The 22,471-nt window shown below is 68.7% G+C and carries 21 protein-coding genes; 12 read left to right on the top strand and 9 right to left on the bottom strand.

The features are described from left to right. Positions 1–10 precede the first annotated feature (10 nt). Positions 11–1,003, top strand: a complete 993-nt coding sequence (locus BM133_RS10615) for a Bug family tripartite tricarboxylate transporter substrate binding protein (RefSeq protein ID WP_093433540.1) — start codon at positions 11–13, stop codon at positions 1,001–1,003. Between the two features lie 33 nt (positions 1,004–1,036). On the opposite strand, the gene BM133_RS10610 is transcribed toward BM133_RS10615, so the two are convergent. Continuing rightward, complete coding sequence (locus tag BM133_RS10610; protein WP_093433539.1) at positions 1,037–1,993, bottom strand: LysR family transcriptional regulator; 957 nt, start codon at positions 1,991–1,993, stop codon at positions 1,037–1,039. A gap of 215 nt (positions 1,994–2,208) precedes the next feature. Here BM133_RS10610 and BM133_RS10605 point away from each other — a divergent pair, with 215 nt between their 5' ends. Together BM133_RS10605 and BM133_RS10600 are read left to right on the top strand one after the other, a co-directional pair. Beyond that, positions 2,209–3,204 (top strand): alpha/beta hydrolase, encoded by a 996-nt coding sequence (locus tag BM133_RS10605; RefSeq protein ID WP_093433537.1) that lies wholly within the window; start codon positions 2,209–2,211, stop codon positions 3,202–3,204. A gap of 2 nt (positions 3,205–3,206) precedes the next feature. Then, positions 3,207–4,178 carry an MBL fold metallo-hydrolase gene (locus tag BM133_RS10600; RefSeq protein ID WP_256219133.1) on the top strand — a complete coding sequence of 324 codons (972 nt, stop codon included), beginning with the start codon at positions 3,207–3,209 and terminating at the stop codon, positions 4,176–4,178. A 68-nt stretch (positions 4,179–4,246) separates the two neighbouring features. Here the strand turns inward: BM133_RS10600 and BM133_RS10595 are convergent, their stop codons facing one another. Then, a complete protein-coding gene (locus BM133_RS10595; protein WP_143100112.1) occupies positions 4,247–6,976 on the bottom strand; it encodes a CehA/McbA family metallohydrolase in 2,730 nt (909 codons plus the stop codon). A gap of 196 nt (positions 6,977–7,172) precedes the next feature. Here BM133_RS10595 and BM133_RS10590 point away from each other — a divergent pair, with 196 nt between their 5' ends. The 5 genes from BM133_RS10590 to BM133_RS10570 all read left to right on the top strand — a co-directional run bounded on the left by BM133_RS10590 (position 7,173) and on the right by BM133_RS10570 (position 11,458). Further along, positions 7,173–8,066, top strand: coding sequence for a LysR family transcriptional regulator (locus tag BM133_RS10590; RefSeq protein WP_093433534.1), 894 nt, complete (start codon positions 7,173–7,175; stop codon positions 8,064–8,066). 118 nt (positions 8,067–8,184) lie between these two features. Next, positions 8,185–9,189, top strand: a complete 1,005-nt coding sequence (locus BM133_RS10585; protein ID WP_256219132.1) for a Bug family tripartite tricarboxylate transporter substrate binding protein — start codon at positions 8,185–8,187, stop codon at positions 9,187–9,189. Between the two features lie 53 nt (positions 9,190–9,242). Further along, positions 9,243–10,043, top strand: coding sequence for an SDR family NAD(P)-dependent oxidoreductase (locus tag BM133_RS10580; protein ID WP_093433533.1), 801 nt, complete (start codon positions 9,243–9,245; stop codon positions 10,041–10,043). Positions 10,044–10,048: 5 nt separating this feature from the next. Next, the gene (locus BM133_RS10575; RefSeq protein ID WP_093433531.1) at positions 10,049–10,831 is read left to right on the top strand and encodes an SDR family NAD(P)-dependent oxidoreductase; all 783 of its coding nucleotides are present in this window, start codon (positions 10,049–10,051) and stop codon (positions 10,829–10,831) included. A gap of 111 nt (positions 10,832–10,942) precedes the next feature. Next, positions 10,943–11,458, top strand: a complete 516-nt coding sequence (locus BM133_RS10570) for a carboxymuconolactone decarboxylase family protein (protein ID WP_093433529.1) — start codon at positions 10,943–10,945, stop codon at positions 11,456–11,458. A 3-nt stretch (positions 11,459–11,461) separates the two neighbouring features. On the opposite strand, the gene BM133_RS10565 is transcribed toward BM133_RS10570, so the two are convergent. Then, positions 11,462–12,361: a LysR family transcriptional regulator gene (locus BM133_RS10565; RefSeq protein WP_093435246.1), complete on the bottom strand. Its 900-nt coding sequence runs from the start codon at positions 12,359–12,361 to the stop codon at positions 11,462–11,464. Between the two features lie 88 nt (positions 12,362–12,449). Here BM133_RS10565 and BM133_RS10560 point away from each other — a divergent pair, with 88 nt between their 5' ends. The 4 genes from BM133_RS10560 to BM133_RS10545 are packed head-to-tail and all read left to right on the top strand — an operon-like array spanning position 12,450 to position 15,808. Next, the gene (locus BM133_RS10560; RefSeq protein WP_093433528.1) at positions 12,450–13,313 is read left to right on the top strand and encodes an amidohydrolase family protein; all 864 of its coding nucleotides are present in this window, start codon (positions 12,450–12,452) and stop codon (positions 13,311–13,313) included. After that, positions 13,310–14,152, top strand: coding sequence for an SDR family NAD(P)-dependent oxidoreductase (locus tag BM133_RS10555; RefSeq protein ID WP_093433526.1), 843 nt, complete (start codon positions 13,310–13,312; stop codon positions 14,150–14,152). Before BM133_RS10560 ends, BM133_RS10555 begins: the two co-directional genes overlap by 4 nt. 31 nt (positions 14,153–14,183) lie before the next feature. Further along, a complete protein-coding gene (locus tag BM133_RS10550) occupies positions 14,184–15,167 on the top strand; it encodes a Bug family tripartite tricarboxylate transporter substrate binding protein (RefSeq protein WP_177224779.1) in 984 nt (327 codons plus the stop codon). Positions 15,168–15,172: 5 nt separating this feature from the next. Beyond that, positions 15,173–15,808 carry a hypothetical protein gene (locus tag BM133_RS10545; RefSeq protein WP_093435243.1) on the top strand — a complete coding sequence of 212 codons (636 nt, stop codon included), beginning with the start codon at positions 15,173–15,175 and terminating at the stop codon, positions 15,806–15,808. A gap of 66 nt (positions 15,809–15,874) precedes the next feature. Here BM133_RS10545 and BM133_RS10540 read toward each other — a convergent pair whose 3' ends face one another. The 6 genes from BM133_RS10540 to BM133_RS10515 form a co-directional block, all read right to left on the bottom strand. Further along, complete coding sequence (locus tag BM133_RS10540; RefSeq protein WP_093433524.1) at positions 15,875–17,665, bottom strand: carboxylesterase/lipase family protein; 1,791 nt, start codon at positions 17,663–17,665, stop codon at positions 15,875–15,877. 191 nt (positions 17,666–17,856) lie between these two features. Then, complete coding sequence (locus BM133_RS10535; RefSeq protein ID WP_256219131.1) at positions 17,857–18,588, bottom strand: ABC transporter ATP-binding protein; 732 nt, start codon at positions 18,586–18,588, stop codon at positions 17,857–17,859. After that, on the bottom strand, positions 18,588–19,349 hold the full coding sequence (locus tag BM133_RS10530; RefSeq protein ID WP_093433523.1) for an ABC transporter ATP-binding protein: 762 nt from the start codon (positions 19,347–19,349) through the stop codon (positions 18,588–18,590). Before BM133_RS10530 ends, BM133_RS10535 begins: the two co-directional genes overlap by 1 nt. Further along, on the bottom strand, positions 19,346–20,299 hold the full coding sequence (locus BM133_RS10525) for a branched-chain amino acid ABC transporter permease (RefSeq protein WP_256219130.1): 954 nt from the start codon (positions 20,297–20,299) through the stop codon (positions 19,346–19,348). The genes BM133_RS10530 and BM133_RS10525 overlap by 4 nt, the downstream gene beginning before the upstream one ends. Beyond that, the gene (locus tag BM133_RS10520; RefSeq protein ID WP_093435240.1) at positions 20,299–21,162 is read right to left on the bottom strand and encodes a branched-chain amino acid ABC transporter permease; all 864 of its coding nucleotides are present in this window, start codon (positions 21,160–21,162) and stop codon (positions 20,299–20,301) included. The genes BM133_RS10525 and BM133_RS10520 overlap by 1 nt, the downstream gene beginning before the upstream one ends. Positions 21,163–21,205: 43 nt before the next feature. Continuing rightward, a complete protein-coding gene (locus tag BM133_RS10515) occupies positions 21,206–22,468 on the bottom strand; it encodes an ABC transporter substrate-binding protein (RefSeq protein ID WP_093433520.1) in 1,263 nt (420 codons plus the stop codon). Between the last annotated feature and the right edge of the window lie 3 nt (positions 22,469–22,471).

Raw genomic sequence — 22,471 nt, 5'->3', positions numbered from 1 at the left:
AGACAAAGACATGAAACAGCATCCGAATCCCTCATCGCCGATACGCCGCAGCCTCTGCGCGCTGACGGCTTTCGCCGCGTTGATCGGCAGCAGCGCCTTCGCGCAGACCTACCCCACGCGCCCCGTCACGATGGTCGTGGGCGCCGCGGCCGGCGGCACGACCGACATCGCGGGGCGCATGCTGGCCGATCCGCTCGGCAAGGCGCTGGGCCAGTCGGTCATCGTGGACAACAAGGCGGGCGCCAGCGGCGTGATCGCCGCCGTGCAGGTCAAGCGCGCCGAGCCCGACGGCCAGACGCTGCTGATGCAGTACTCGGGCTACCACGTCATCTCCCCGCACGTGGTCAAGCAGAAGCAGTGGGCGCCCGAAGACCTGCGCGCGGTGGCCAACGTGCTGAGCGCGCCGCAGGTGGTGGTGGTGCGCGCGGACGTGCCGGTCAAGAACATGGCCGAACTGATCGCCTATGCCAAGGCGCACCCGGGCAAGCTCACCTTCGCATCGTCGGGCCCCGGCTCGCTGCAGCACGTGACCGGCGCCATGCTCGAGCAGCAGGCCGGCATCCGCATCACGCACATTCCCTACAAGGGCACGGGCCCGGCGCTGCAGGACCTGCTGGGCGGCCAGGTCGACATGACCTTCGGCACGCCGCCGCCGTTCATGCCGTTCATCCAGTCGGGCAAGCTGCGCGCCATCGCCGTGACCGGCAAGACGCGCGTCGCGTCGCTGCCGGGCGTGCCGACGGCCGCGGAGGTGGGGCTTCCGAACCTCGACGCGACCTCGTGGTTCGCGGTGTTTGCGCCGGCCAAGACGCCGCAGCCCGTCATCGACCGGCTCAACGCCGAGATCTCCAAGATCGTGGCGACGCCGGCCTTCCAGCAGAAGGCGGCCGAGCTCGGCGCGACGGCCGACTACATGAACGCCAGGCAGCTCGACGAGTTCAGCAAGGCCGAGTTCGTGCGCTGGGGCAAGGTGGTGGAGGCCGCGAAGATCGAGGCCGAGTGACGACTGGGCTGACCGCCGGCTTTGCGCCGCCGGTCAGCATGTGTCGTCGTCTGGCGATCCTGCGTCCGGCGCCATGCCGAGCGGCAGGGCGATCGGCGGCGCAGCGGCTTCGCGCTGCAGCCGCGCCACCAGGAAGTCGATGAAGACGCGCAGCTTGGGCGGCTGCGCATGCCCGCGCGGGAACACGGCATTCAGCGCGGGGCAGCGTCCGACCCAGCCGAGGAGCACGGGCACCACCAGCCCCTCGGCCACGTGCTCGCGCATGATGAGGTCGGTCGCCATCATCAGGCCCGCGCCGGCGAACAGGGGCGCCTTGAGCACCTGCGGGTCGTCGGCCTCGATGACGGGCGTGATTTCAAAGCTCTCGGCCGCACCGCCGTTGCTCATCGGCCAGGCATAGCCGCTGCCGCGGCGCGCCACGCGCGTGACGAGCGCGCTGTGCTGCCGCAGCTCGAGCGGGTGCTTCGGCTCGCCGTGCCGCGCCAGGTAGGCCGCACTCGCATACACCCGGTTGGGAAGCACCGCCAGCTGCCGCGCGGCCATCGAGGAGTCCGGGAGCGTTCCCATGCGCAAGGCGATGTCGATCTCGTCCTCGACGAGATCGAGCGTGCGGTGGGTCAGCACGAGGTCGACGAACAGGTCCGGATAGAGCACGCGGAATTCGCCGAGCAGCGGCGCGATGAGGCTCACCATGACCGAGTACGACGAGGTGACGCGCAGCGTGCCGCGAGGTTGGCCTTGTAGCTGGCCGACAGCCGTTTCGGCATCGGCCAGCGCCTGCGGGATCTTCCTGCAGTGCTCGAAATAGACACCGCCCGCCTCGGTGAGGCCCAGCCGGCGCGTGGTGCGGTGAAGCAGTTGCACGCCAAGCCGCAATTCGAGTTCGCGCACCTTGCGGCTCACGGTTGTCTTGGGCAGCCGCAGGTCGCGCGCCGCCGCGGTGAAGCTTCCGCCCTCGACGACCTTCACAAAGATCAGGGTGTCTTCCATGTCGGCCTCGTGAAAAACCAAGGGTTCGAATTGTGCCGTGGGCAGCACAATTTTTCCCGGAATGCAGGGCTTATCGCTTCAGGCTGCCGTCGATATCTTTGGATCGTGCCGCATCGAGCAACAGTCGCGGCGCAACCCGAGCACCTCGACCTACTGAAAGCGAGCACGTCGTGAATCACTTTTCCAAACTGGCATTCATTGCAGGAGCCCTCACCATGACCACCCTCACGCAGCCTGTCGTCGCGGCAACCGATGCAGCGACAGACCCCCGGATCGACCCGCCGATCCGGTCCTTCCTGGCCGACGTCAACAAGGACAGCAGTCCGTTCTGGACATTGCCCGGACCGCAGGTCCGCGCGGTGCTGACAGGCCTTCAGGCCAAGACGCCGGTCGACGTTTCCGGCGTCATCATTTCGGAGAAGACGATTTCCGCGAACGGAAAGAGCGTCAAGCTCTACGTGATGAAGCCGGAGAACGCGACGGGCAAGCCGCCGGTGCTGCTCTTCATCCACGGCGGCGTCTGGATCGCCGGCGACTTCGAGAACCACAAGCGGCTGGTGCGCGACCTGGTCGTCGGATCGGGCGCGGCGGCGGTGATCGTCGAGTACACGCCGATCCCCGACGCCGTGTTTCCCACGCAGATGGAGCAGAGCTACGCGGCTGCCCAATGGGTGGCCGGGCACGGCGCGGAAATCGGCGTCGATGGCAGCCGCATCGCGGTGGCCGGCAACTCGGTGGGCGGCAACATGTCGGCCGCGCTGACCCTGATGGCCAAGGACCGGGGCGGCCCGGACATCCGGCTGCAGGTGCTGCTGATTCCGGCCACGGACACGGATTTCGAAACGCAGTCGTACCGCGACTTCGATTCGGGCCGCTTCCTCTCGCGCGCCTTCATGCAGTTCGGCTGGAACATCTACGCGCCCGACCCGAAGACGCGGCAGAACCCTTATGCCGTGCCCATGCGCGCAACGACCGAGCAACTGCGTGGCCTGCCCAAGGCGCTGGTCATCACCGCCGAGAACGACCCGCTGCGCGACGAAGGCGAGGCCTATGCCCGCAAGCTCAAGGAGGCCGGCGTCGAGGTAACGGCGACGCGCTACAACGGCACGATCCACGACTTCGTGCTGCTGAACGGCATCCGCAACCAGGCGAGCACGCAAGCGGCGATCAGGCAGGCCAGCGAGGCCATTCGCGACGCGCTGAAGCAATGACCATGGCAACGACCAAGCACAAAGTCGCGGGCCTTGTTGCCGCACTGATGGTCGCCGTCGCGCCGATGGCATCGGCCGATCCCGTGGCGGCGCCGGCCGGATGGGTTGCGCAGCAGGCGCCGGGCTATTACCGCTTTCGCCTCGGCGACTTCAAGGTCACGGTGCTGTCGGACGGCACCGCGTCGCGCGACCTGCCGACGATCATGAGCAAGCCCGCCGAGGTCCGCAAGGCGTTCGGCGCATCGCACCAGGCGCTGCCGGTGGAGCTGTCGATCAACTGCTACCTGGTCGACACGGGCGCGCACCGCATCCTGGTCGACACAGGCGCCGGGGAACTCTTCGGCACCGCCGGCGGGCAACTGGTCGCGAACATGCGCGCAGCGGGCTACCAGCCCGAGGACATCGACACGATCCTGCTCACGCACATCCATGGCGACCATTCGGGCGGGCTGAGCATCGGCGGCCGGCGCGTGTTTCCGAACGCGGTCGTGCATGTCGACCAGCGCGATTCGAACTACTGGCTGAACCCGGCCGCCGAGGCGCGCGCGCCGGCGAACCGCAAGACGACGTTCAGGCAGTCGCACCAGACGGTCGACCCCTACGTCGATGCCGGAAAGCTGCAGGCCTTCGATGGCGCCACGGAATTGCTCCCGGGCGTGCGAAGCCTGCCGCTGCCGGGCCACACGCCGGGGCTGAGCGGCTACCTGGTCGAGAGCCGGGGAGAGCGGTTGCTGCTGTGGGGCGACATCGTGCATGCCGCCGAAGTGCAGTTTCGCGATCCGACGGTCTCGGTGGAATACGACGTCGCGCCGGCCGAAGCGATCGCATCGCGCCAGAAGATCCTGCGCGATGCCGCGCGGCAGGGTTACCTGATCGGGAGCGCGCACATCTCCTTTCCCGGGCTGGGCCATGTGAAGGCCGAGCGGGTGGGCTACAGCTGGGTGCCCGCGCCGTACAGCGTGACGTTGAAGTAGCGGCGAGCGGCAAAGCCGGACGAAAAAAATCCCCGCCATGGCGGGGATTTTTCATGCGCAATGGCAGGTCACTTCGCAGACAGAAGGAACACCTGCTGCGTCTGGTCGCGCTGCAGCCGCGTCGCATTGCGCGTGCTCGCGAACGCGATCACGCCGCCCGAAGTCACGGGCCACGTGTTGATGCCCGAGCCCTTCAGCAGCGTCCCCGCATCCCAGCCGCCGGACTTCTTGTAGACCGCCGTCATCACGCGCCAGCGCCAGTCGGCCGAGCGCGAGTCGAACCAGACCACGCGCACCGAGCCGTCGGTGTCCACGCCCAGGCGCGGACGCTGGCTCATGGTGGTCGGCTCCGCGGCCAGCACGGCCGGTGCCGAGAAGGTCGCGCCGCCATCGCCCGACACCGCCGCGAGCACCGCGAGGTTCTTGCCGGCGGGCTCCTGCTCCTTGCTTTCCCAGGCGACGACGAGATCGCCGTTGCCCGCGAAGGCCACGTCGGGGTGGCGATCGGCGCGGTCCGTGGCGCCGAGGCTCACGGGCGCGGCCCATGCGCCGGCCGCCGCGCGCACCGCGACCTGGATCTGCCAATCGTCGGGGTTGGAGCCGTCGCCATAGCCGGCCGCGCCGGTCCACAGCGGGTCCTGGTCGTTGCGGTTGTCCTGCCATGCCACGGCCACGCGGCCATCGGCCGCGACCGTCACGTTCGGCAGCACCGAGGCCGGATAGCGCGGCGAGCGCGTGTCGTCGGGCGTGCCGGCGTCGACCGACTTGCCGGCGCGCGAGAGGTTGCGCGGCTGCGCATCGGTGCCCACTTCCTGCACCATGATGTCGAAGGGCTGGCCGCCCTGGATTTCCTGCCACGCCACCACCGGCTTGCCGCTGGCTGCGATGGCGAGGTCCGGATGCTCGGCGCGGCCCTCCAGCGAGCGCACCGTTTCGGTCGATGCCCAGGTCATGCCGCCATCGGCGGAATGGCGCAGGTTGATGACGGGGCGATGCGGCACCTGCACGGTGTCTTCTTCCCACGCCACCCACACGTCGTTGCCGCGCACGGCCACGCGCGGAAAGCGCGCGATGCCCTTGCCGCTCAACGTGCGGCCGGCATCGTTCCAGACGCCCTTGGCATCGCGGCGGCGGTAGACGACGGTGCTGGTCGCATCGCCGTGCATCTCGGTCACGGCATGCAGCACGCCTTCGGCGGCCACGATGTCCGGAAAGCCCGCGAAATCGCCGCGCGCACCCGCCACGCGCAGGGCCCCGTCGGCCAGGCTGTCTTCCTTGGGCACGGCGACTTCCGCCTTCGCCTCGACCGGCGCCGGCGAAACGAAGATCGGCGACACGGCCGCCTTCAGCTCCATCGCCTGCGCGGCCGGCGGAATGGGCACGTTGAGGCCGCGCACTTCGACGCGGTACCAGTCGGGCTGCGAACCGGCGGTGACGTCCACGCTGTAGGTCTCGTCGTCGCGCGTCGGCTTGAAGGTCTTGAACGGGCCGGCGCTCTTGCCGGGCATGCGGAACACCAGCACGTCCATGCCCGCGGCGCGCTGCACGTTGATGCGCAGGTGCCCGGCGGTGCCCGCGGGAACGAAGACCTCGTCGCCGCTCATGGCCGTGTAGCCGCCGCCCTTGAGGTCGGAGGTCATCGCGACGGCGGGGCCGGTCGGGTTGATCGAGAGGCTGGTGTAGCCCGCGCGCAGGGCTTCCAGGATGCCGCGCTCGTTGTAGGCCTTGGCCAGCACCTTGGTCACGGGCATGCCGGGGCTGTTGAGATACGGCGCGCCCCAGTATTCGCGGAAGTGGTTGTCGCTCGCGCCGGCCACGCCGAAGCGAAAGCCCGCGTTCCAGCGGTTCTCGGCGTAGTCCATCTGCTTGTCGGGACTCTTGGAGCGGTTCCAGACTTCGACCAGGTTCACGCCCTGCACGCTGGCGTTGATGTTGGGCGAGCCGTCGGTATTCATCTCGCCGTCGTCGGCATGCGCGATCGACCAGATGGCGCCCTGCGCATGCGCATCCCAGATCGATTGCTGCACCAGCGCGAACTGCGCGCGGTCCGGATGCATCGCGCCTTGCACGACCGAGTCCACGCCGCCCAGAGAGATGGCGTGCGGCTTGCCGTTGGCCTCTTCGCCGCGCAGGAGCAGCAGCGACGACGATTCCCACAGCGGGTCGTAGTGCTGGTCGTAGGTGCGGTGGTCGGTGAAGGGCATGAAGTCCAGGCCCGTGCGCCCGGCCTGGCCGATCTGGTCGGCCAGCGAGAGGTTGCCCTTGGCCATGTCGTGGTTCAGCTGGCGCGGCGCGCTGCCGTCGTCGGAATGGTCATCGTGCACGTGCGTGTCGCCCTTGAACCAGGTGCCCGTGGGCGCGGCCTTTTCGGCGAGCGAGAACTTCGCGACGACATTGCGTGCCTCGCCCATCGTCAGCTCGCAGACATCGGTGGTGCCTTCGCAGGCGCCTTGCCAGCCGGCGAAGACGGAGCCGCGCGCGGCGGTCGCGATGAGCTTGACGGTCGCGCCTTCGGCGTAGTCGGCGCTGCACTGCGTGTCGCAGGCGATGGCGGTGTCCAGCGATTCCACGTCGCCGCTGCCGTCGCCTTGCACGCTCACGGACGCGGCATGCTTGGCACCGGCGTCGCCGGGAGGAGGCGGGTTGTCCGGGGTGCCGGGGCCGCCGGAATTCGGACCCTGCGGGAGCAGGGGAAAGAACGAGCCGCCGCCGTTGCCCGAGCCTCCCCCGCATGACGCGAGGAAGACCGCGCAGGCCACCACCAGGAAGCGTTTTGAGAATGTTTGAGTCGCCGTCACCGTGAACCTCTGGAATGAAGGCGGCACGCCGCGAGGCGCTGATCGCCCGGGAGATGCCGCCCGAAATGGGAACCAAAGGATGCTGTTTGCGCGTTACACGATTGTGAAAATTACTCAATGAATTCTCTGTTTTCGACTAAATAATGTTCAATTCAACACTGTCACCTCCGTCCGCCCGATGACTGAAAATCGCGCGATGGACATCGCCTCACTCGAAATCCTCGTGGCCGCCATCGAGGAGAAAAGCCTTTCGCGTGCAGCCGACCGGGTGCATGTCGTCACCTCCGCTGCGAGCAAGCGCATCACCGAACTCGAACGCCAGCTGGGCACGCGCCTCTTGCGCCGCCACGGTCGGGGCGTGGAGGCCACGCCAGCGGGCGCGATGCTTTATCAACAGGCCAAGGCGATCCTGCGCACGCTCGCGCAGGTGCAGACATCGCTGGGCGCGTACTCGGCCAGCGGCGTGCCCAAGATCCGGCTGGTCGCCAATTCGTCGGCCGTGCAGCAGTTCCTGCCGTCGGAGATCAGCAGCTTCTCGCGCAAGGCGCCGGACTCGCGGGTCGACCTGATGGAGGCCTTCAGCTACGACGTGCCGCGCATCGTGGCCGACGGCGAGGCGGACATCGGCGTCTATCACGCGGCGCATCCGGCGGCCGGCGTGGTGTCGATGCCCTACCGCACCGACCGCGTCGGGCTCGTCGTGCCGGTGGGCCACGCGCTTGCCCGGCGGGAAACGCTGCGGCTCGAAGACGCGCTCGACTACGACTTCCTCGGCTACTTCCCGCGCCACAGCGTGGAGGAGTTCATGCAGCTGATCGCGCCCGCGCTGACGCGTCCGCTGCGGGTGCGCGCGCAGGTGTCCAACCCCGAGGCCCGCTGCGAGCTGGTGCGGGAGGGCCTGGGCCTGGCGATCGTGCCGGTGGGCATTGCGCGCAACTACGAGGCGCGCATGGGCCTCGTGGTGCTGCCGCTGGAAGACGACTGGGCGCATCGGCAGCTGTGGGTGTGCGTCGGCGACCGCGCGGCACTGTCGCCGGCGGCGCAGGAGTTTCTCGCGCACCTGGTGTCCGGCGAAGGCCGGGGCGCATAGGCGCCGGAAAAGGAGCTTTGCCGAATCGTCAAAGCAGGGCGCTCGCGCGTTCCTAGACTTGCTGTTCGCCGCGATGCCTTTCATGAAGGGCATCGCCAGACAGAACAAGGAGACGATCTTGAAATTCCCCAGCCTGCAGCGCCGCGCCGTGCTGCGCATGGCCACGGCCGGCACGGCCCTCGTCGGCGCGCCGGCCCTCTTCATCGGCACCGCGGCACGCGCCGCCGATGCCTTTCCCTCGCGCCCGCTGCGCGTCGTGATTCCCTTCACCGCCGGCGGCGGCACCGACGTCGTCGGCCGCGTGCTCGGCCAGGCGCTCGCGGCCGAGCTGGGGCAGCCGGTCATCATCGACAACCGCGCGGGCGCCGGCACCGTGATCGGCTCGGACATCGTCTCCAAGGCAACCGCCGACGGCTACACGCTGCTCCTCACCACCTCGGCGATCGCGATCAACGCCTCGCTCGTGAAAAGCCTGCCCTACGACACCGAGAAGGGCTTCACCGAAGTGGGCCTCATCTGCCACGGCCCCAACGTGCTGGTCACGCGGCCCAACAGCCCCTACAAGACGATCGCCGATGTCGTCAAGGCGGCCAAGGCCAATCCGGGCAAGCTGAACTACGGCTCCTCGGGCAACGGCTCGGCCGTGCACCTGGCCGGTGAGCTCTTCAAGAACATGGCGCAGGTGAACATCACGCACGTGCCCTACCGCGGCGCGGGCCCGGCCTACACGGACCTGCTCGGCGGGCAGATCGACATGGTGTTCGGCACGGCCGGCGGGGTCGCCAAGTTCGTCGAGAGCGGAAAGATGCGGGCCGTCGCGGTGACCTCGCCGCAGCGCTCGGCCGCCTACAAGAACGTGCCGACCATCGCGGAGACGATTCCCGGCTACAGCGCGGAGGTCTGGTACGCGATCTTCGCGCCGGGCGGCACGCCGCCCGCGGTGCTCGATCGCCTGAACGCGGCGCTGCGCAAGGCGGCCGAGGCGCCGGCCTACCGCGAGCGGCTCGCGGGCGAGGGGCTGACCGTGGCGGTCAACTCGCCGCAGGAGATGACGAAGTTCATGCGCGCGGAAGAAGCGCGCTGGCGCAAGGTCGTCACCGACGGGCACATCACGATCGATTGAGCGCCGCCTCAAACACGACAACGAATCACACACACAGGAACAACGGAACCGACATGGGCACAGGAAGACTGGAAGGCAAGATCGCCATCATCGTGGGCGCGGGGCAGCAGCCCGGCGACACGGTGGGCAACGGCCGCGCGACCGCGGAGCGCTTTGCGCAAGAGGGCGCGACGCTGCTGCTGGTGGACATCAACGAAGAATGGGCCGCAAGCACCCGCGATGCCGTCGTCGCCCTGGGCGGCAGCGCCTCCGTGCTGCGCGCGGACATCACCCGCGAGGCGGACTGCGCGGCGATTGCGGCCACATGCATCGAGCGCCATGGCCGCATCGACATCCTGCACAACAACGTGGGCCGCTCCAAGGGCGACCGCAAGACGGTCGAGATGGACGCCGACGCGTGGGACGCCATCATGGCGATGAATCTCAAGGGCATGTTCATGACCTGCAAGCATGTGTTGCCGCACATGATCGAGCGACAGTCCGGCTGCATCGTCAACATCTCCTCGACCTCGTCGCTGGCGGCGCGGCCGAGCATCACCTACAAGACCAGCAAGGGCGCGGTCAACACGATGACCCAGCACATCGCGATGGAGAACGCGCGCCACGGCATCCGCGCCAACGTGATCCTGCCGGGCCTGATCGACACGCCGATGGCCATCGAACGCCGCGCGCAGGAGCGCGGCGTCTCGCGCGACGTGATCCGCGCCGAGCGCGAGGCGCTGGTGCCGATGGGCCGCATGGGCACGGCGTGGGACGTGGCGAATGCGGCGCTGTTCCTCGCCTCCGACGAGGCGCGCTACATCACGGGCGTGATCCTGCCGGTGGACGGCGGGCTGCTCGAGAAGCGGGGCTGAGCGCAGTGGACCTCGCACTTGCCGGGCGCCATGTGCTCGTGACGGGCGCGAGCCGCGGCATCGGCTTTGCGTGCGTGCAGGCCTTTCTCGCCGAAGGCGCGCGGGTGACGATGCTGTCGCGCGACGACACCGCCTTGCGCGCGGCCGCCCTGTCGCTGGAGACCGAAGGCCGCGTCGCATGGCATGCCGCCGATCTTCGCGACCCCGTATCGGCGCTCGCTGCATTAGATGAGATCGAGGCCGCGTCGGGCCCGCTCGACGTGCTGGTCAACTGCGCAGGCGCCGCCAAGCGCAGGCCCCCGGGCGAACTCGACGCCGCGGCCTGGAGCGACGCGATGCAGGCCAAGTTCTTCAGCTACATCCACGTCATGGCGCCGGCCGTGCAGCGCATGGCCGCGCGCGGCGCGGGCAGCGTGGTCAACATCGTCGGCGCGGGCGGCAAGGTCGCCAACCCGACGCACCTGGCCGGCGGCGCCGCCAATGCCGCGCTGCTGCTCGCGAGCGCCGGCATGGCCGCGGCGTATGCGCGGCAGGGCGTGCGCATCAACGCGCTCAATCCGGGCCAGGTGGCCACCGAGCGGTTGCGCCAGCGGCAGGAAGCGGAGACGCGGCTGGCTCTGCTCGAAGGCCGGCCAGCGCCCGCCGCACCGGGTGCCGCGCTGCCCATCGGCCGGCCCGCCGAGCCGCGGGAGATCGCCGACATGGTGGTCTTTCTCGCCTCGGACCGCGCAAGCTACGTGACCGGCGCCACCATCGCCATGGACGGCGCGGCGACGCCGATGATCTAAGAAGGTGCGAACGAACCCGCCATGCCCGCTGAGCCCGCCCAGGCACGCCGGATTCATTCGCACCTTCTGAGCGCAGACTTTTTTCCTTTTCATCCCTGAACCGAAACCATCATGCGAATCTCTCCCGTCGAACCCGGAAGCCGCCCCGAACTCGCCACGCTCGAAGCGGAAATCGCCAGGCAGCGCGGCCGCGTCTCGCCGCTCTACCAGGTGCTGCTCAACAGCCCGCCGATGGCGCATGGCTGGGAGCAACTGCTGACGGCCGTGCGCCGCCACAACAGCCTGCCCGAGGCGGCGCGCGAGCTGGTCATCCTGCGTGTGGCGGTGCTCAACCGGGCGCGCTACGAATACGACGCGCATGTGCCCATCGCGCTGCAGGCGGGCGCCTCGCAGGCGGCGGTCGATGCGCTGTCGGACCCGGCGGCCATCGGCCCGGGCCTGTCGGACGACGAGGCGCTGCTCATCGAGCTCACCGACGCCATGACGCGCAGCATCGAGGTGCCGGCCGCCCTCTACCAGCAGGTCAGCGCGCGCTTCTCGCCGCAGCAGGTGGTCGATGCGATGGTCACGGTCGGCGCCTACAACATGGTGTCGCGCTTCCTCGTGGCGCTGGAGATCGGGCACTGACCTTCATTCGGCCTTCGCGCTTGCGTAGTGCTCCAGCGCCAGTTCGCGCAGCACCTGCGCGGCCCAGCGGCTGGTGCGCGTCGCGGGCCGCGCTTTCGGAATGGCGAGCACGATGCGATTACGGATGGCCGGCGCATGGATGGCCGCGCGATGCAGCGGTTGGTCGTATGTCCACAGCCGCACGGCGCTCTGCGGCAGCACCGTGTACGAAACGCCGCGCGCCACCAGCGACAGCACGGTCTGCACCGAGTCGACCTCCGCGACGATCGACAGCGGCATGCCGCGCGGCTTGGTTTCGCGTTCGAGCAACTGGCGCAGCGCGTTCGGTCCGCTCGGCATCACCAGCGGCAGCGCCGCGACGTCGGCCAGCTTCATGCGGCGCGGCAATGGCTCGGGGCCGATCACGATCAGCGGCTCGCGCGCCAGCGTTTCCTCCTGCATCTGGGGCGAGGGCGGCGGATCGAACAGGATCGCCATGTCGAGCTTGCCCGCGACCAGCCATTCGCGCAGGCGAATGCTCAAGCCCTCGACCACGCTGATGACCGCATCGGGAAACTTCGCGCGAAAGCGCTCCACCAGGTCGGCCGCGAGCACGTGCGCGACGCGCGGCGGCAGGCCCACCACGACGCGGCCGTGCGGGCTGGCACGGCGCTCCTGCATGTCCGCGCGCGCCCGGTCGGCCATCTCCAGGATCGCCCGCGCATGCGCGAGCAGCGCGAGGCCCGACTCCGTGGCCTCGACCCCGCGGCCGGTGCGCACGAGCAGCGGCTGGCCGGCTTCTTCTTCGAGCAAAAGGATCTGCCGGCTCAGCGCGGGCTGCGACATGTGCAGCGACGCAGCGCCGCGGCTGAAGCTGCCCGCCTCGACGACGGCGACGAAATAGTTGAGGCGCGTGAGGTCCATGGCCATGCATTTTACGGATAGCTGATATCCGCAAAAAGTTGATATGGAGCCGCAGGCACCGCCAGACAATTCATCGAGAGACAACGACATGCCACCCACCCTGACCTACAACCCGCGGCCCTCGGCGCCGCATCTGCGGCTGCCGCCCGGTGCCTGCGACGCGCATGTGCACATCTTCGGACCGGCCGCGCAATTTCCCTTTTCCGAGACGCTGAACTGGACGCCCGCCGACGCACCGAAGGAGAAGCTCTTCGCGCTGCACGAGCACCTGGGCATCGACCGCTGCGTGATCGTGCAGTCGCTGGTGCACGGCTTCGACAACCGCGTGATCGAAGACGCGATCGCCGCGGGCGGCGGGCGCTACCTGGGCGTGGCGCTGGTGCCGCTGGGCGTGGCCGATGCCGAACTCGCGCGCCTGGCCGCGGCGGGATTCCGCGGCGTGCGCTTCAACTTCATGAAGCACCTGGGCGCCTCGGCCAGCGTGGACGACATCGTCGCCTTCACCCGCAGGCTCGCGCCGCTGGGCATGCACCTGCAGGTGCATTTCGAGAGCAGCCTGGTGCACGCGCTGGCCGCGCCGCTCGCGCGCAGCGCGGTGCCGGTGGTCATCGATCACATGGGGCGTGTCGATGCCTCGCTCGGCGCAGCGCATGCCGATTTCGCTGCGCTGTGCGCGCTGCTGCGCAACCCGCTCTTTCGCGTGAAGCTGAGCGGCATCGACCGCATCTCGGGCGGTGCGGACTACGCGGACGGCATCGCGCTCGCGCACCGGCTGGCCCACGAGTTCCCCGAGCGCTGCCTCTGGGGCAGCGACTGGCCGCACCCCAACCATCACCACGTGCCGGACGACGGCGTGCTCGTCGATGCGCTGGCGCAGATCGCGCCGGATGCGGCGCTGCGCGAGCAGATCCTGGTGCGCAACCCCCTCGACTTCTACCGGTTCGACGCATGACCATTACCGCAGCAACAGCAGCAGATTTCTTCCAACCCACCGCGCGCCGCCTCCAAGGCAAGGTCGCGCTCGTCACCGGCGCGGGCTCGGTCGGCCCCGGATGGGGCAATGGCCGCGCGATCGCGGTGCGCTTTGCGCAAGAGGGCGCGCAGGTGTTCGGCGTGGACCGCGATCTCGAACGGATGGGCGAGACCGCCGAACTCATCGCGCAGGCCGGCGGCGTGTTCGCGGCTGCCCCTTGCGACGTCACGCAGGCCGCATCGATCGAGGCGATGGTCGCGCAGTGCATCGCGCGCTTCGGCCGCATCGACGTGCTGGTCAACAACGTGGGCGGCTCGGCCAAGGGCGGACCGGTCGAGATGTCCGAAGCGGTGTGGGATGCGCAGGTCGATCACAACCTGAAAAGCGTGTTCCTCACCTGCAAGCACGTGCTGCCGCACATGCTGGCGCAGGGCGACGGCGCCATCGTCAACCTGGCCTCGACCTCGGCCACGCGCTGGACCGGTGCCGCACAGATCGCGTATGCCTCCACCAAGGCCGCGGTGATGCAGTTCACGCGCGTGCTCGCGGTGCAGTACGCGGGGCAGGGCATTCGCGTGAACACGGTCGTGCCGGGGCAGCTTCACACGCCGATGGTCGAGACACGCTTGGCCGGACAGCGCGCGGGCGGCGACGTCCAGGCGCTGCTGAAGGAACGCCAGGCGCGCATTCCGCTGCCCTTCATGGGCGACGGGCGCGACACCGCAGCGGCCGCGCTTTTTCTCGCATCTGACGAGGCGCGCTTCGTCACGGGCACCGAGATCGTGGTGGACGGCGGCATGTCCGTGCGCTGCGACTGACTTATCCCAAAAGAACATCAGGAGACACAGGATGAAGAAAGTGCTCGTTCACAGGCGCCAGTGCCTGCACGGCATGGCCGCCGCCGCGCTTGCGGCCGCGGGCCTTCCCGCGCGCGCGCAGCAGGAAAAGATCACGCGCATCGTGGTCGCATTTCCACCGGGCGGCCCCGTGGACTTCGTGGCCCGCGCGATCGCCGAGCAGCTCGGCAAGGAAACCGGCCATCAGGTCATCGTCGAGAACAAGGCGGGCGCCAACGGCGGCATCGCGGCGGAGTACGTGTCGCGCTCGGCGCCCGATGCGCAGACGCTGTGGCTCACCAGCGTGGGCGCGGTGGCGATCAATCCGTCGCTGTACGAAAAGCTCATGTACGACCCGGCGAAGGACTTGACGCCCATCTCGCTGGTGGTGCGCAACGTCGAGGTGCTGGTGGTCGGGGCGAACGCGCCCTACAACACCGGCGCCGAGTTCGTGGCCGCCGCAAAGAAAAGCAAGCAGCCGCTGACGCTGGCTTCGTCGGGCACCGGCAGCGTGCCGCACCTGGCGATGGAACTGCTCTCGGACGCCGCCAAGACGCCGCTGCTGCACGTGCCCTACAAGGGCGCCGCACCCGCCATCACCGACGTGCTCGCGGGCCATGTGGACGGCTTCTTCGGCGACATCCCGGGGCTGCTCCCGTTCATCACCAGCCGCAAGCTCAAGCCCATCGGCATCGCCGCATCGAAGCGCCATCCGCTGCTGCCCGAGGTCAGGACCTTCCTGGAGATGGGCATTCCCGGCGTCGATTCGGACAACTGGTATGCGCTGTTCGCGGCCAAGGGAACACCGGCCGGCGTGGCCGACGCGATGAACCAGGCGGTGCGCCGCGCGCTCGCCAACGAGGGCGTGAAAAGCCGGCTGATGGCGTCGGGCGCCGAGCCCGCGCCATCGAGCCCGGCCGAACTGAGCGCACTGCTGGCGCGCGACAGCGCCAAGTGGTCAGCGGTGGTTCGCGCCAAGAAGATCAAACCCGATTGATGGCGATGCAAGACAGCAAATCCCGTTTCGTTCTCCTGCAGATGCGCACCGCGTCCGCTGCGGCCTTGCGCATCGACGCGGATGTCCGCGCGTTCTGTGCCGGCAACGACGCCGCGCTCGCGCTGTATCGCGCGGCATTGAGCCTCGATGGATCGCAGGCCTACGTCTACCTGAAGTCGCACGCGGCCGAGGCGCCCGATGGCGATGCGATCGCCGCAGCATTCCAGGCGCAATGCGATTGGGCGAGCGAGGTGCGTGCATCGCCGCTCGAACCGATGCTCGATATCGCAGGCGCCTCCACCGGCGAGCGCTCGCGCTTTCACTACGTCGTCGAAACCGACCCCGAGACGGGCTGGCTCGACGAGATCTCGCGCTGGTATGACACCGAGCACATGCCCGGCCTCGCGGCGGTGCCCGGCTGCGTGCGGGCGATGCGCTTTCTCAACCGCGGTGCCGGCCCGCTGTCGCTGGCCTGCTACGACCTGCTGCGCGAAGACGTGCTGGGCTCACCGCCCTGGCTCGCGGTGCGCGCCACCGCGTGGAGCGGCATCGCGCGGCCGCACTTCACGAACACGAAGCGGACCATGTTCCGCGTGGTCGCCGAGGCGGACGAAGACGCACGGCACGGGCCCCCCTCATGAACGCCGCGCCCGCATCGGCCGGCCAGGATGCCGGCCGATGCGTGGCGGTCCTGGCGGTCGTATCGGTTATTGCACCGTGATCGCCTTGGCCGTCAGCGAGGCGTCGAAGTTCAGCATCGACGGGTACTGCGGCCAGTTGACGCCCAGCGCCGCGTTGTTGGGGTCACCACCGCGGGCGAACGCCGCGAGGCTCTTCATCATCGCGTCCGAGAGTTCCAGCCGGCCTGGCTCGTTCGCCTTCGAGTTCGCGAACTTCGAATAGAGCGACGGGCCGAAGTTGCCGAACACGAACGGCAGGTCGAAGGTGTGCGCGGCGCCGAAGATGTCGTTGAACGGCGCGGGCGACTTGTCCCAGTTGAACTGGTACCACCACAGCGGCACGTTCTGCGCCTGCAGCACCGGAAAGATCTGCTTGCGCAGCGCGATGAAGAAGTACTGGTTGTACAGGTCGGTCTTCGCGTTGAAGCCGGTCACCGGTGTCGTGACGGGCAGGTACTGGCCGGGGATCCATTGCGTGAGCGACGTGGCCGGCGCGGCGTTCGGGTCGTAGCTGTAGGCCATCGAGAACACGGTCGGGTCGTCGATGAGCCGGCCGCTGATGCCGCCGAATGCCGGCGAGGTGGCCAGGTTCTGCGGGAACAGCTTGGTCTCGTCGCGCGTGTAGCCGGCCAGCACCGGCACCTTCAGGAACTTCCCGGCGTTGATCGCCGCGATCGGATCGACCGGAACCACCGTGCCGTCGTTCAGCGGGTTGGAGGCCGAGAGGCCCAGCGGCACCAGCTTCGTCAGCACAGTCTGCAGCAGCGTGTCCGCGCTCTTGGATCGCAGGTACGCGGCCAGATCGGCATTGCTCTGGCCGGCGACGTAGGTCGCCGCGGCGGCGGTGTCCGCCACGGTGCCATCGGCCACCAGCAGGGCGCTCAGGAGCGCGTTGACCTGGTTCGGCTGGGTCGTGGCCGTGGCGACGCCGCCGCTCAGCGGAACCAGCCGCTGGAAGAGGGCCGGCTTGGCATTGGCCACCAGCGGCGAGACCATCAGCGCGTAGATGTTGACAGCACCGGCCGACTGGCCCATCAGCGTGACGTTGCCCGGGTCGCCACCGAAGGCCGCGATGTTCGCGTTGACGAACTTCATGCCCTTGATGAGGTCCAGGATCGCGTAGTTGCCCGAGTCGTCGTTCGCATCGACGCCGGCCTTGAGTTGCGGCGAGGCGAGGAAGCCCATGATCCCGAGGCGGTAGTTCACCGTGACGACGACCGCGTTGGCGGCCTTCGCGAGCGCCGCGCCGTCGTACACCGGGTCGCCCGTGTAGCCGGTGATGTTGCTGCCGCCGTAGACGAAGACGATGACGGGCAGCTTGTCGGTCGCCGCCGCCGTCGCAGGCGCCCAGATGTTGAGGTAGAGGCAATCCTCGGCGCCCGTGGTCTTGCCGATGGAGGTGCCGATGGTCGCGTCGTACTGGTTGTTCTGGCCCGGGCCGTAAAGGCGGCCGGTCTGCACGCAGGCATTGCCCAGCTTCTGGGTCGTCTTGACCGTTGTCCACGGCTGCGGATCGACAGGCGCCTTCCAGCGCAGGTCGCCGACCGGCGGCTTGGCGAAGGGCACGCCCTTCCAGCTGTAGGTGCCGGTCGCTGCGGCATCGTCGGTGCCCAGCACGCTGCCGTAGGCGGTGTCGCGCTGCAGGGGAGAGGTCACGACCGGGGGCGGTTCGCTGGGTGGCGGGGTGGTCGGAGGGGGCGTCGTGGCCGGCGGGATGGGCGTGAACACGGGGTTGTTGCTTCCCCCGCCGCCGCAGGCGCTCAGCTGCAGCAGGGCAAGGACGGCGCAGGCGGTGCCGGCGCGCAAGTGGCGAATCATGGTGATGTCTCCGTTTGTCTCTGTTGTCGTGGCCGTCAGCGCGGCTGCCGGCCGTCTTTGACCCGCCGACATGCGCACAGGCCGGCGGGCGACCACAGTCTGGACAGAGCGGCGCCCGAATCCAATGTGGCGCGCGCACATCGTTCGGGGAGGTTCTATGTGAGCGCTGCTGCCGCAGGCCCTCCGGGCCGTTACACGGAGCAGTACCGCTCCTGGATCTCCCGATCCGCCAGCAGCACGTCGGCTCGCGCGTGATGCACCACGCGCCCCTGGTCGACGATGTACGCGCGGTCCGCGATCGACAGTGCGAGCTCCACGTTCTGCTCGACCAGCAGCAGCGTCTTGCCCGCCCGCTTCAGGGACGCGAACAGCTCGAACATCTCGTCCACCAGCACCGGCATGATCCCTTCGCTGGGCTCGTCCAGCATGATGAGCTTGGGGTGCGCGACCATCGCCCGTGCGATGGCCAGCATCTGCTGCTCGCCGCCCGACATGGTGATGGCGATCTGCGAGAGCCGCTCCTTCAGGCGCGGAAAGGTCTCTGCAATCTCGTCGATCAGCTCGCGTTCGCGGTGCCGCTGGTCCGATGCGAGGATGCCCAGGCGGATGTTCTCCAGCACGGTCAGCCCGGGCACGATGCGGCGCTCCTCGAACACATAGGCCAGGCCCTGGCGAAAGCGCCGGTGCGGCGGCAGGCCCAGCAGCGAAAGCCCGTCGAACACCACGCTGCCGCGCGTCTTGTCCATGAGGCCCATGATGCTGCGCATGATCGTGGTCTTGCCCGCGCCGTTGCGGCCGACCAGGCACACGATCTCGCCCGGCATCACCTCGATGTCCACGCCCTGCAGGATGTGGCTGCGCCCATACCAGGCCTCCAGGTTCTTCACCGCGAGCAGGGGTTGCTTCTCGTCCTTCTTGTTCATCAGTGGGCTCCCTTGCCGAGGTAGACGCGCCGCACCTCTTCGTTGGCGCGGATGTCGTCGGGGCTGCCCTGGGCCAGCAGCCGGCCCTGGTGCAGCACGACGATGCGGTCGCTCACGCCCATGATGAGCTTCATCTTGTGCTCGACCAGCGCGACCGTGCGCTCCTGGGCGAGCGCAAGGATCAGGTCCATGATCGTGCGCGTCTCCTCGGGGCTCATGCCGGCGGTGGGCTCGTCCAGCAGCAGCAGCTTGGGGTCGGCGGCGAGCGCCACCGCCATCTCCAGCGCGCGCTGCTCGCCGTGCGAAAGACGCGCCGCGCGAAAGGCGCGCTTGTCCTGCAGCCCCACGCGCGCGAGCAGCCGCTCGGCCTTGTCGATCCAGTCGCGGCGCGAGGCGCGCGGCCGCCAGAAGTCGAAGCCCGATTCGAGCGCCTGCACCGCCACGCGCACGTTCTCCAGTACGCTGAGGTCCGGAAAGAGATTCGTCACCTGGAACGACTTGGCGATGCCCAGGTGCGCGAAGCGGTGCTGCGCGAGGCCGGTGATCTCGCGCCCGTCGAACCAGATCGCGCCCTCGGTGGGCGCGAAGGCGCCCGAGACCATGTTGAAGAAGGTCGACTTGCCCGCGCCGTTCGGGCCGATGATGGCCGTGAGCTGCCCGCGCGGAAAGACCACGCTGATGCCTTCGTTGGCGGTGAACTGGCCGAAGCGCTTGGTGACGCCGCGCGTCTCGAGGATGGCGTCTTGATCGGTGGTTTTCATCGTTCCATCCTCGCCAGCAGCGAACCCCAGATGCCCTTCGGGAAGAACAGCACCAGCCCGATGAACATCACCCCCACGATGAGCTGCCAGCGCTCGGTGACGGCCGTGAGCGCATGCTCCATCGCGAGGAAGGTGCCCGCGCCGATGAAGGGCCCGAAGAAGGTGCCCATGCCACCGAGCAGCGCGACCATCATCACCTGGCCCGAGGTATGGTACGAGAGCATGTCGATGCCGACGGTGGCCAGGTTGATCGCGGTGAGCGCACCGGCCAGCCCGCAGAACAGGCCCGAGATCACGAACGACAGCAGCTTGGTGCGCTCCACGTCGAAGCCCGAGGCGCGGGCGCGCTGCTCGTTCTCGCGGATCGCTTCGAGCACCGCGCCGAAGGGCGAGTTGAGGATGCGCGACAGCACCCAGATCGCGAGGGCCACGAACACCAGCATGAAGTAGTAGCGGTTCAACGGCTGCAGCAAATCGAGCTGCCAGCCGCCCAGTTGCAGTGCGGGCACGTTCACGCCGCGCAGGCCGTTGTCGCCGCCGGTCAACGACGTGGAATGGAACGCTGCGAAGTACACGCACTGCGCGAGCGCCAGCGTCACCATCGCGAAGTAGATGCCGCGCGTGCGGATGGCCAGCATGCCGATCAGCAACGCGACCAGGCCACCGAGCACGACCCCTGCCGCGACCGCGAGCGGCCAGGGCACGCCGTGGTTCGCGATCAGGATGCCGCAGCCGTAGGCGCCGGTGCCGTAGAAGGCCGCATGCCCGAACGAGAGCTTGCCGGTGTAGCCGAAGGTGAGGTTGTAGCCCGCGGCGAACAGGCCGAACAGCAGGATGTTGATGGCCAGCGCATGGAAGGGCATGACCAGCGGAAACAGCGCGAGCACCGCGATGCTCAGCAGCACGCGGTGGCGCGTCGCGGCGGGGGCGAGAGCGGAGAGTGTTTTCATCATGATTTTCCGAACAGCCCGTTCGGCCGCAGGATGAGCACCGCCGCCATCAGCGCGAAGATCGCGAGCTCGGCGAAATCGGGTTGGAAGAGGGTGGTCATCGCGACCACCACGCCCACCAGAAGGCCCGCGACGATCGCGCCGACCAGCGAGCCCATGCCGCCGATCACCGTGATGACGAAGGCCTCGATGAGCACCGAGCCGCCCATCTCGGGGTTCACGCCGCGCAGCGGTGCCGCGAGCAGCCCGGCCAGCCCCGCGAGCGCGGTGCCCAGCCCGAAGATCAGGAGCCACACGCGGCCCACGTCGATGCCCAGCACCTTGAGCACCAGCGGGTCTCGCGCGCCGGCGCGGATGACCAGGCCCAGGCGCGTCTTCTCGATGAAGAGCCACAGCGCCAGCAGCAGCACCGCGCACAGGCCGATCAGGAAGAGCCGGTAGAGCGGGAACACGCCGAAGCCCACGTCGACCGCGCCGCGCAACGCCTCGGGCGTGGCGAAGGCCTCGCCCTGCACGCCCCACACCATGCGCACGCTGTCGACCAGCACGTAGGCCAGGCCGAAGGTCAGCAGCAGCGGATAGTCCACGCCGCGCCCGTAGAGCGGCCGGATCAGCCAGCGCTCGGCCAGGAGGCCCAGCAGGCCCACCGCGAGCGGCACCAGCACCAGGCACCACCAGAAGCTGCCGGTGAGCCCGTACACGTACACGGCGACGTAGGCGCCCAGCATGTAGAAGGCGCCGTGCGCGAAGTTGACGACGCCCAGCAGCCCGAAGATCAGCGACAGGCCGACCGCCACGAGGACGTAGATGGCACCGAGCGCCAGTCCGACGAACAGTTGCTGGACGAGAAGGGAGGCGGAGATTTCCACGGCGGGTTCCGAAAAAGGGCGGACGCGTCGAAGCCGCTCAGGCGTGGCCGAGTTCGGCGCAGCTGCGCATGCGCGATTCGTCCGGCGCCTCGGTGGCGACGATGCGGAAGATGTCGTCCTTCCCCTTGGCCTGCGCTGGCGGTTTCGATTCGACGATCAGCACCGACTGCACCGACTGGTGATCGCACGCACGGTAGTAGGTGCTGCCCTTGTAGACATCGCCCTTGATGCCCTGCAGCGCCTCGGCCACGCGGTCGCTGTCGGTGCTGTTGGCCTGCCTGGCCGCAGCCAGCACATTGCGCACGCCCGCATAGCCGAGCCCGGCGTAGTCGGTGGGCGCCACGCCGCCGTTGGCCGCGCGGAACGCGGCGTTGAAGGCGCGCGCGGAGGGCGTGGTTTCTTCCATGCCCCAGTAGTAGCCGGTGCCGCCGATGACGTCGGCATACACGTCGTGCCCGTCCACCATGCGCCCCGAGTGCATGAGCAGCGGCGCGATGAGCTTGGCCTTCTGCTTCACGCCGAAGTCGCCGGCCTGGCGGAACGCGATCGACTGGTCGCGGCCGAAATTACACACTACCAGCACGTCGGGCTTGAGCGCGAGGATGCGCGGGAAGTAGCTGGAGAAATCGGTCTGCCCGAGCGGATGGCGGATGTCCGCCAGCACCTCGATGCCGAAGGCCTTGCCGGCAGTGACGAAGCCGCGCGCCATTTCCTGGCCGTAGGCGTAGTCGGCGGTGAGGAACACCACGCGCTTGCCCATCTTGGGGAAGGCGTAGCGCGCCACGGCGCCCGCGGTCATGTGCGGGTTCAGGCACTCGTGGAAGGTGTACTTGCTGAAGTCCTTCGCCTCGTTGATCGAGTCGGACTGGCTCACCGAGTTGTAGATGATCTTGCGCTGCTTGGTCGCGTTGTTGACCGACAGCTGCACCGCCGCGGAGACGGAGCCCACGATGAAGTGCGCACGGTCTTTCTCGATCAGCTCGACAGTGCGCGTCACGGCCTCCTGCGGGTTGAGCTTGTCGTCGCGCACCAGCAGCTCGGCCTTGCGGCCGCCCGCGCCGGCCGCGGCGTTGAATTCCTTGATGGCGAGTTCGGCGCCCTGCTGCACCGCGCGCGCCTCGTTGGCGAACGGGCCGGTCAGCGGAATGGGCAGGCCGACGCGGATCGTCTCGGTCTGCGCCCAGAGCGGCATGGACGCGGCGCCGCCCGAGGCGATCAGTGCGCCGCCGGCCGCCTTGAGCACGGAGCGCCGGCGCAACAGCAGGGGAGAGGGGGAAGGGATCAGAGGTGTGGAAGCCATGGT

It is taken from the genome of Variovorax sp. 770b2 (assembly GCF_900115685.1).
Classification (GTDB): Bacteria; Pseudomonadota; Gammaproteobacteria; order Burkholderiales; family Burkholderiaceae_C; genus Variovorax.
Note: the sequence above shows the minus strand (reverse complement) of the source record. Positions and strands in the feature narration are given on the sequence as shown.

Excerpts from the sequence above, each read along its gene's own strand:
- BM133_RS10615 (WP_093433540.1), top strand. The coding sequence starts at position 11 with ATGAAACAGCATCCGAATCCCTCATCGCCGATACGCCGCAGCCTCTGC.
- BM133_RS10610 (WP_093433539.1), bottom strand. The coding sequence starts at position 1,993 with ATGGAAGACACCCTGATCTTTGTGAAGGTCGTCGAGGGCGGAAGCTTC.
- BM133_RS10605 (WP_093433537.1), top strand. The coding sequence starts at position 2,209 with ATGACCACCCTCACGCAGCCTGTCGTCGCGGCAACCGATGCAGCGACA.
- BM133_RS10600 (WP_256219133.1), top strand. The coding sequence starts at position 3,207 with ATGGCAACGACCAAGCACAAAGTCGCGGGCCTTGTTGCCGCACTGATG.
- BM133_RS10590 (WP_093433534.1), top strand. The coding sequence starts at position 7,173 with ATGGACATCGCCTCACTCGAAATCCTCGTGGCCGCCATCGAGGAGAAA.
- BM133_RS10580 (WP_093433533.1), top strand. The coding sequence starts at position 9,243 with ATGGGCACAGGAAGACTGGAAGGCAAGATCGCCATCATCGTGGGCGCG.
- BM133_RS10570 (WP_093433529.1), top strand. The coding sequence starts at position 10,943 with ATGCGAATCTCTCCCGTCGAACCCGGAAGCCGCCCCGAACTCGCCACG.
- BM133_RS10565 (WP_093435246.1), bottom strand. The coding sequence starts at position 12,361 with ATGGACCTCACGCGCCTCAACTATTTCGTCGCCGTCGTCGAGGCGGGC.
- BM133_RS10560 (WP_093433528.1), top strand. The coding sequence starts at position 12,450 with ATGCCACCCACCCTGACCTACAACCCGCGGCCCTCGGCGCCGCATCTG.
- BM133_RS10555 (WP_093433526.1), top strand. The coding sequence starts at position 13,310 with ATGACCATTACCGCAGCAACAGCAGCAGATTTCTTCCAACCCACCGCG.
- BM133_RS10550 (WP_177224779.1), top strand. The coding sequence starts at position 14,184 with ATGAAGAAAGTGCTCGTTCACAGGCGCCAGTGCCTGCACGGCATGGCC.
- BM133_RS10545 (WP_093435243.1), top strand. The coding sequence starts at position 15,173 with ATGCAAGACAGCAAATCCCGTTTCGTTCTCCTGCAGATGCGCACCGCG.
- BM133_RS10540 (WP_093433524.1), bottom strand. The coding sequence starts at position 17,665 with ATGATTCGCCACTTGCGCGCCGGCACCGCCTGCGCCGTCCTTGCCCTG.
- BM133_RS10535 (WP_256219131.1), bottom strand. The coding sequence starts at position 18,588 with ATGAACAAGAAGGACGAGAAGCAACCCCTGCTCGCGGTGAAGAACCTG.
- BM133_RS10530 (WP_093433523.1), bottom strand. The coding sequence starts at position 19,349 with ATGAAAACCACCGATCAAGACGCCATCCTCGAGACGCGCGGCGTCACC.
- BM133_RS10525 (WP_256219130.1), bottom strand. The coding sequence starts at position 20,299 with ATGAAAACACTCTCCGCTCTCGCCCCCGCCGCGACGCGCCACCGCGTG.
- BM133_RS10515 (WP_093433520.1), bottom strand. The coding sequence starts at position 22,468 with ATGGCTTCCACACCTCTGATCCCTTCCCCCTCTCCCCTGCTGTTGCGC.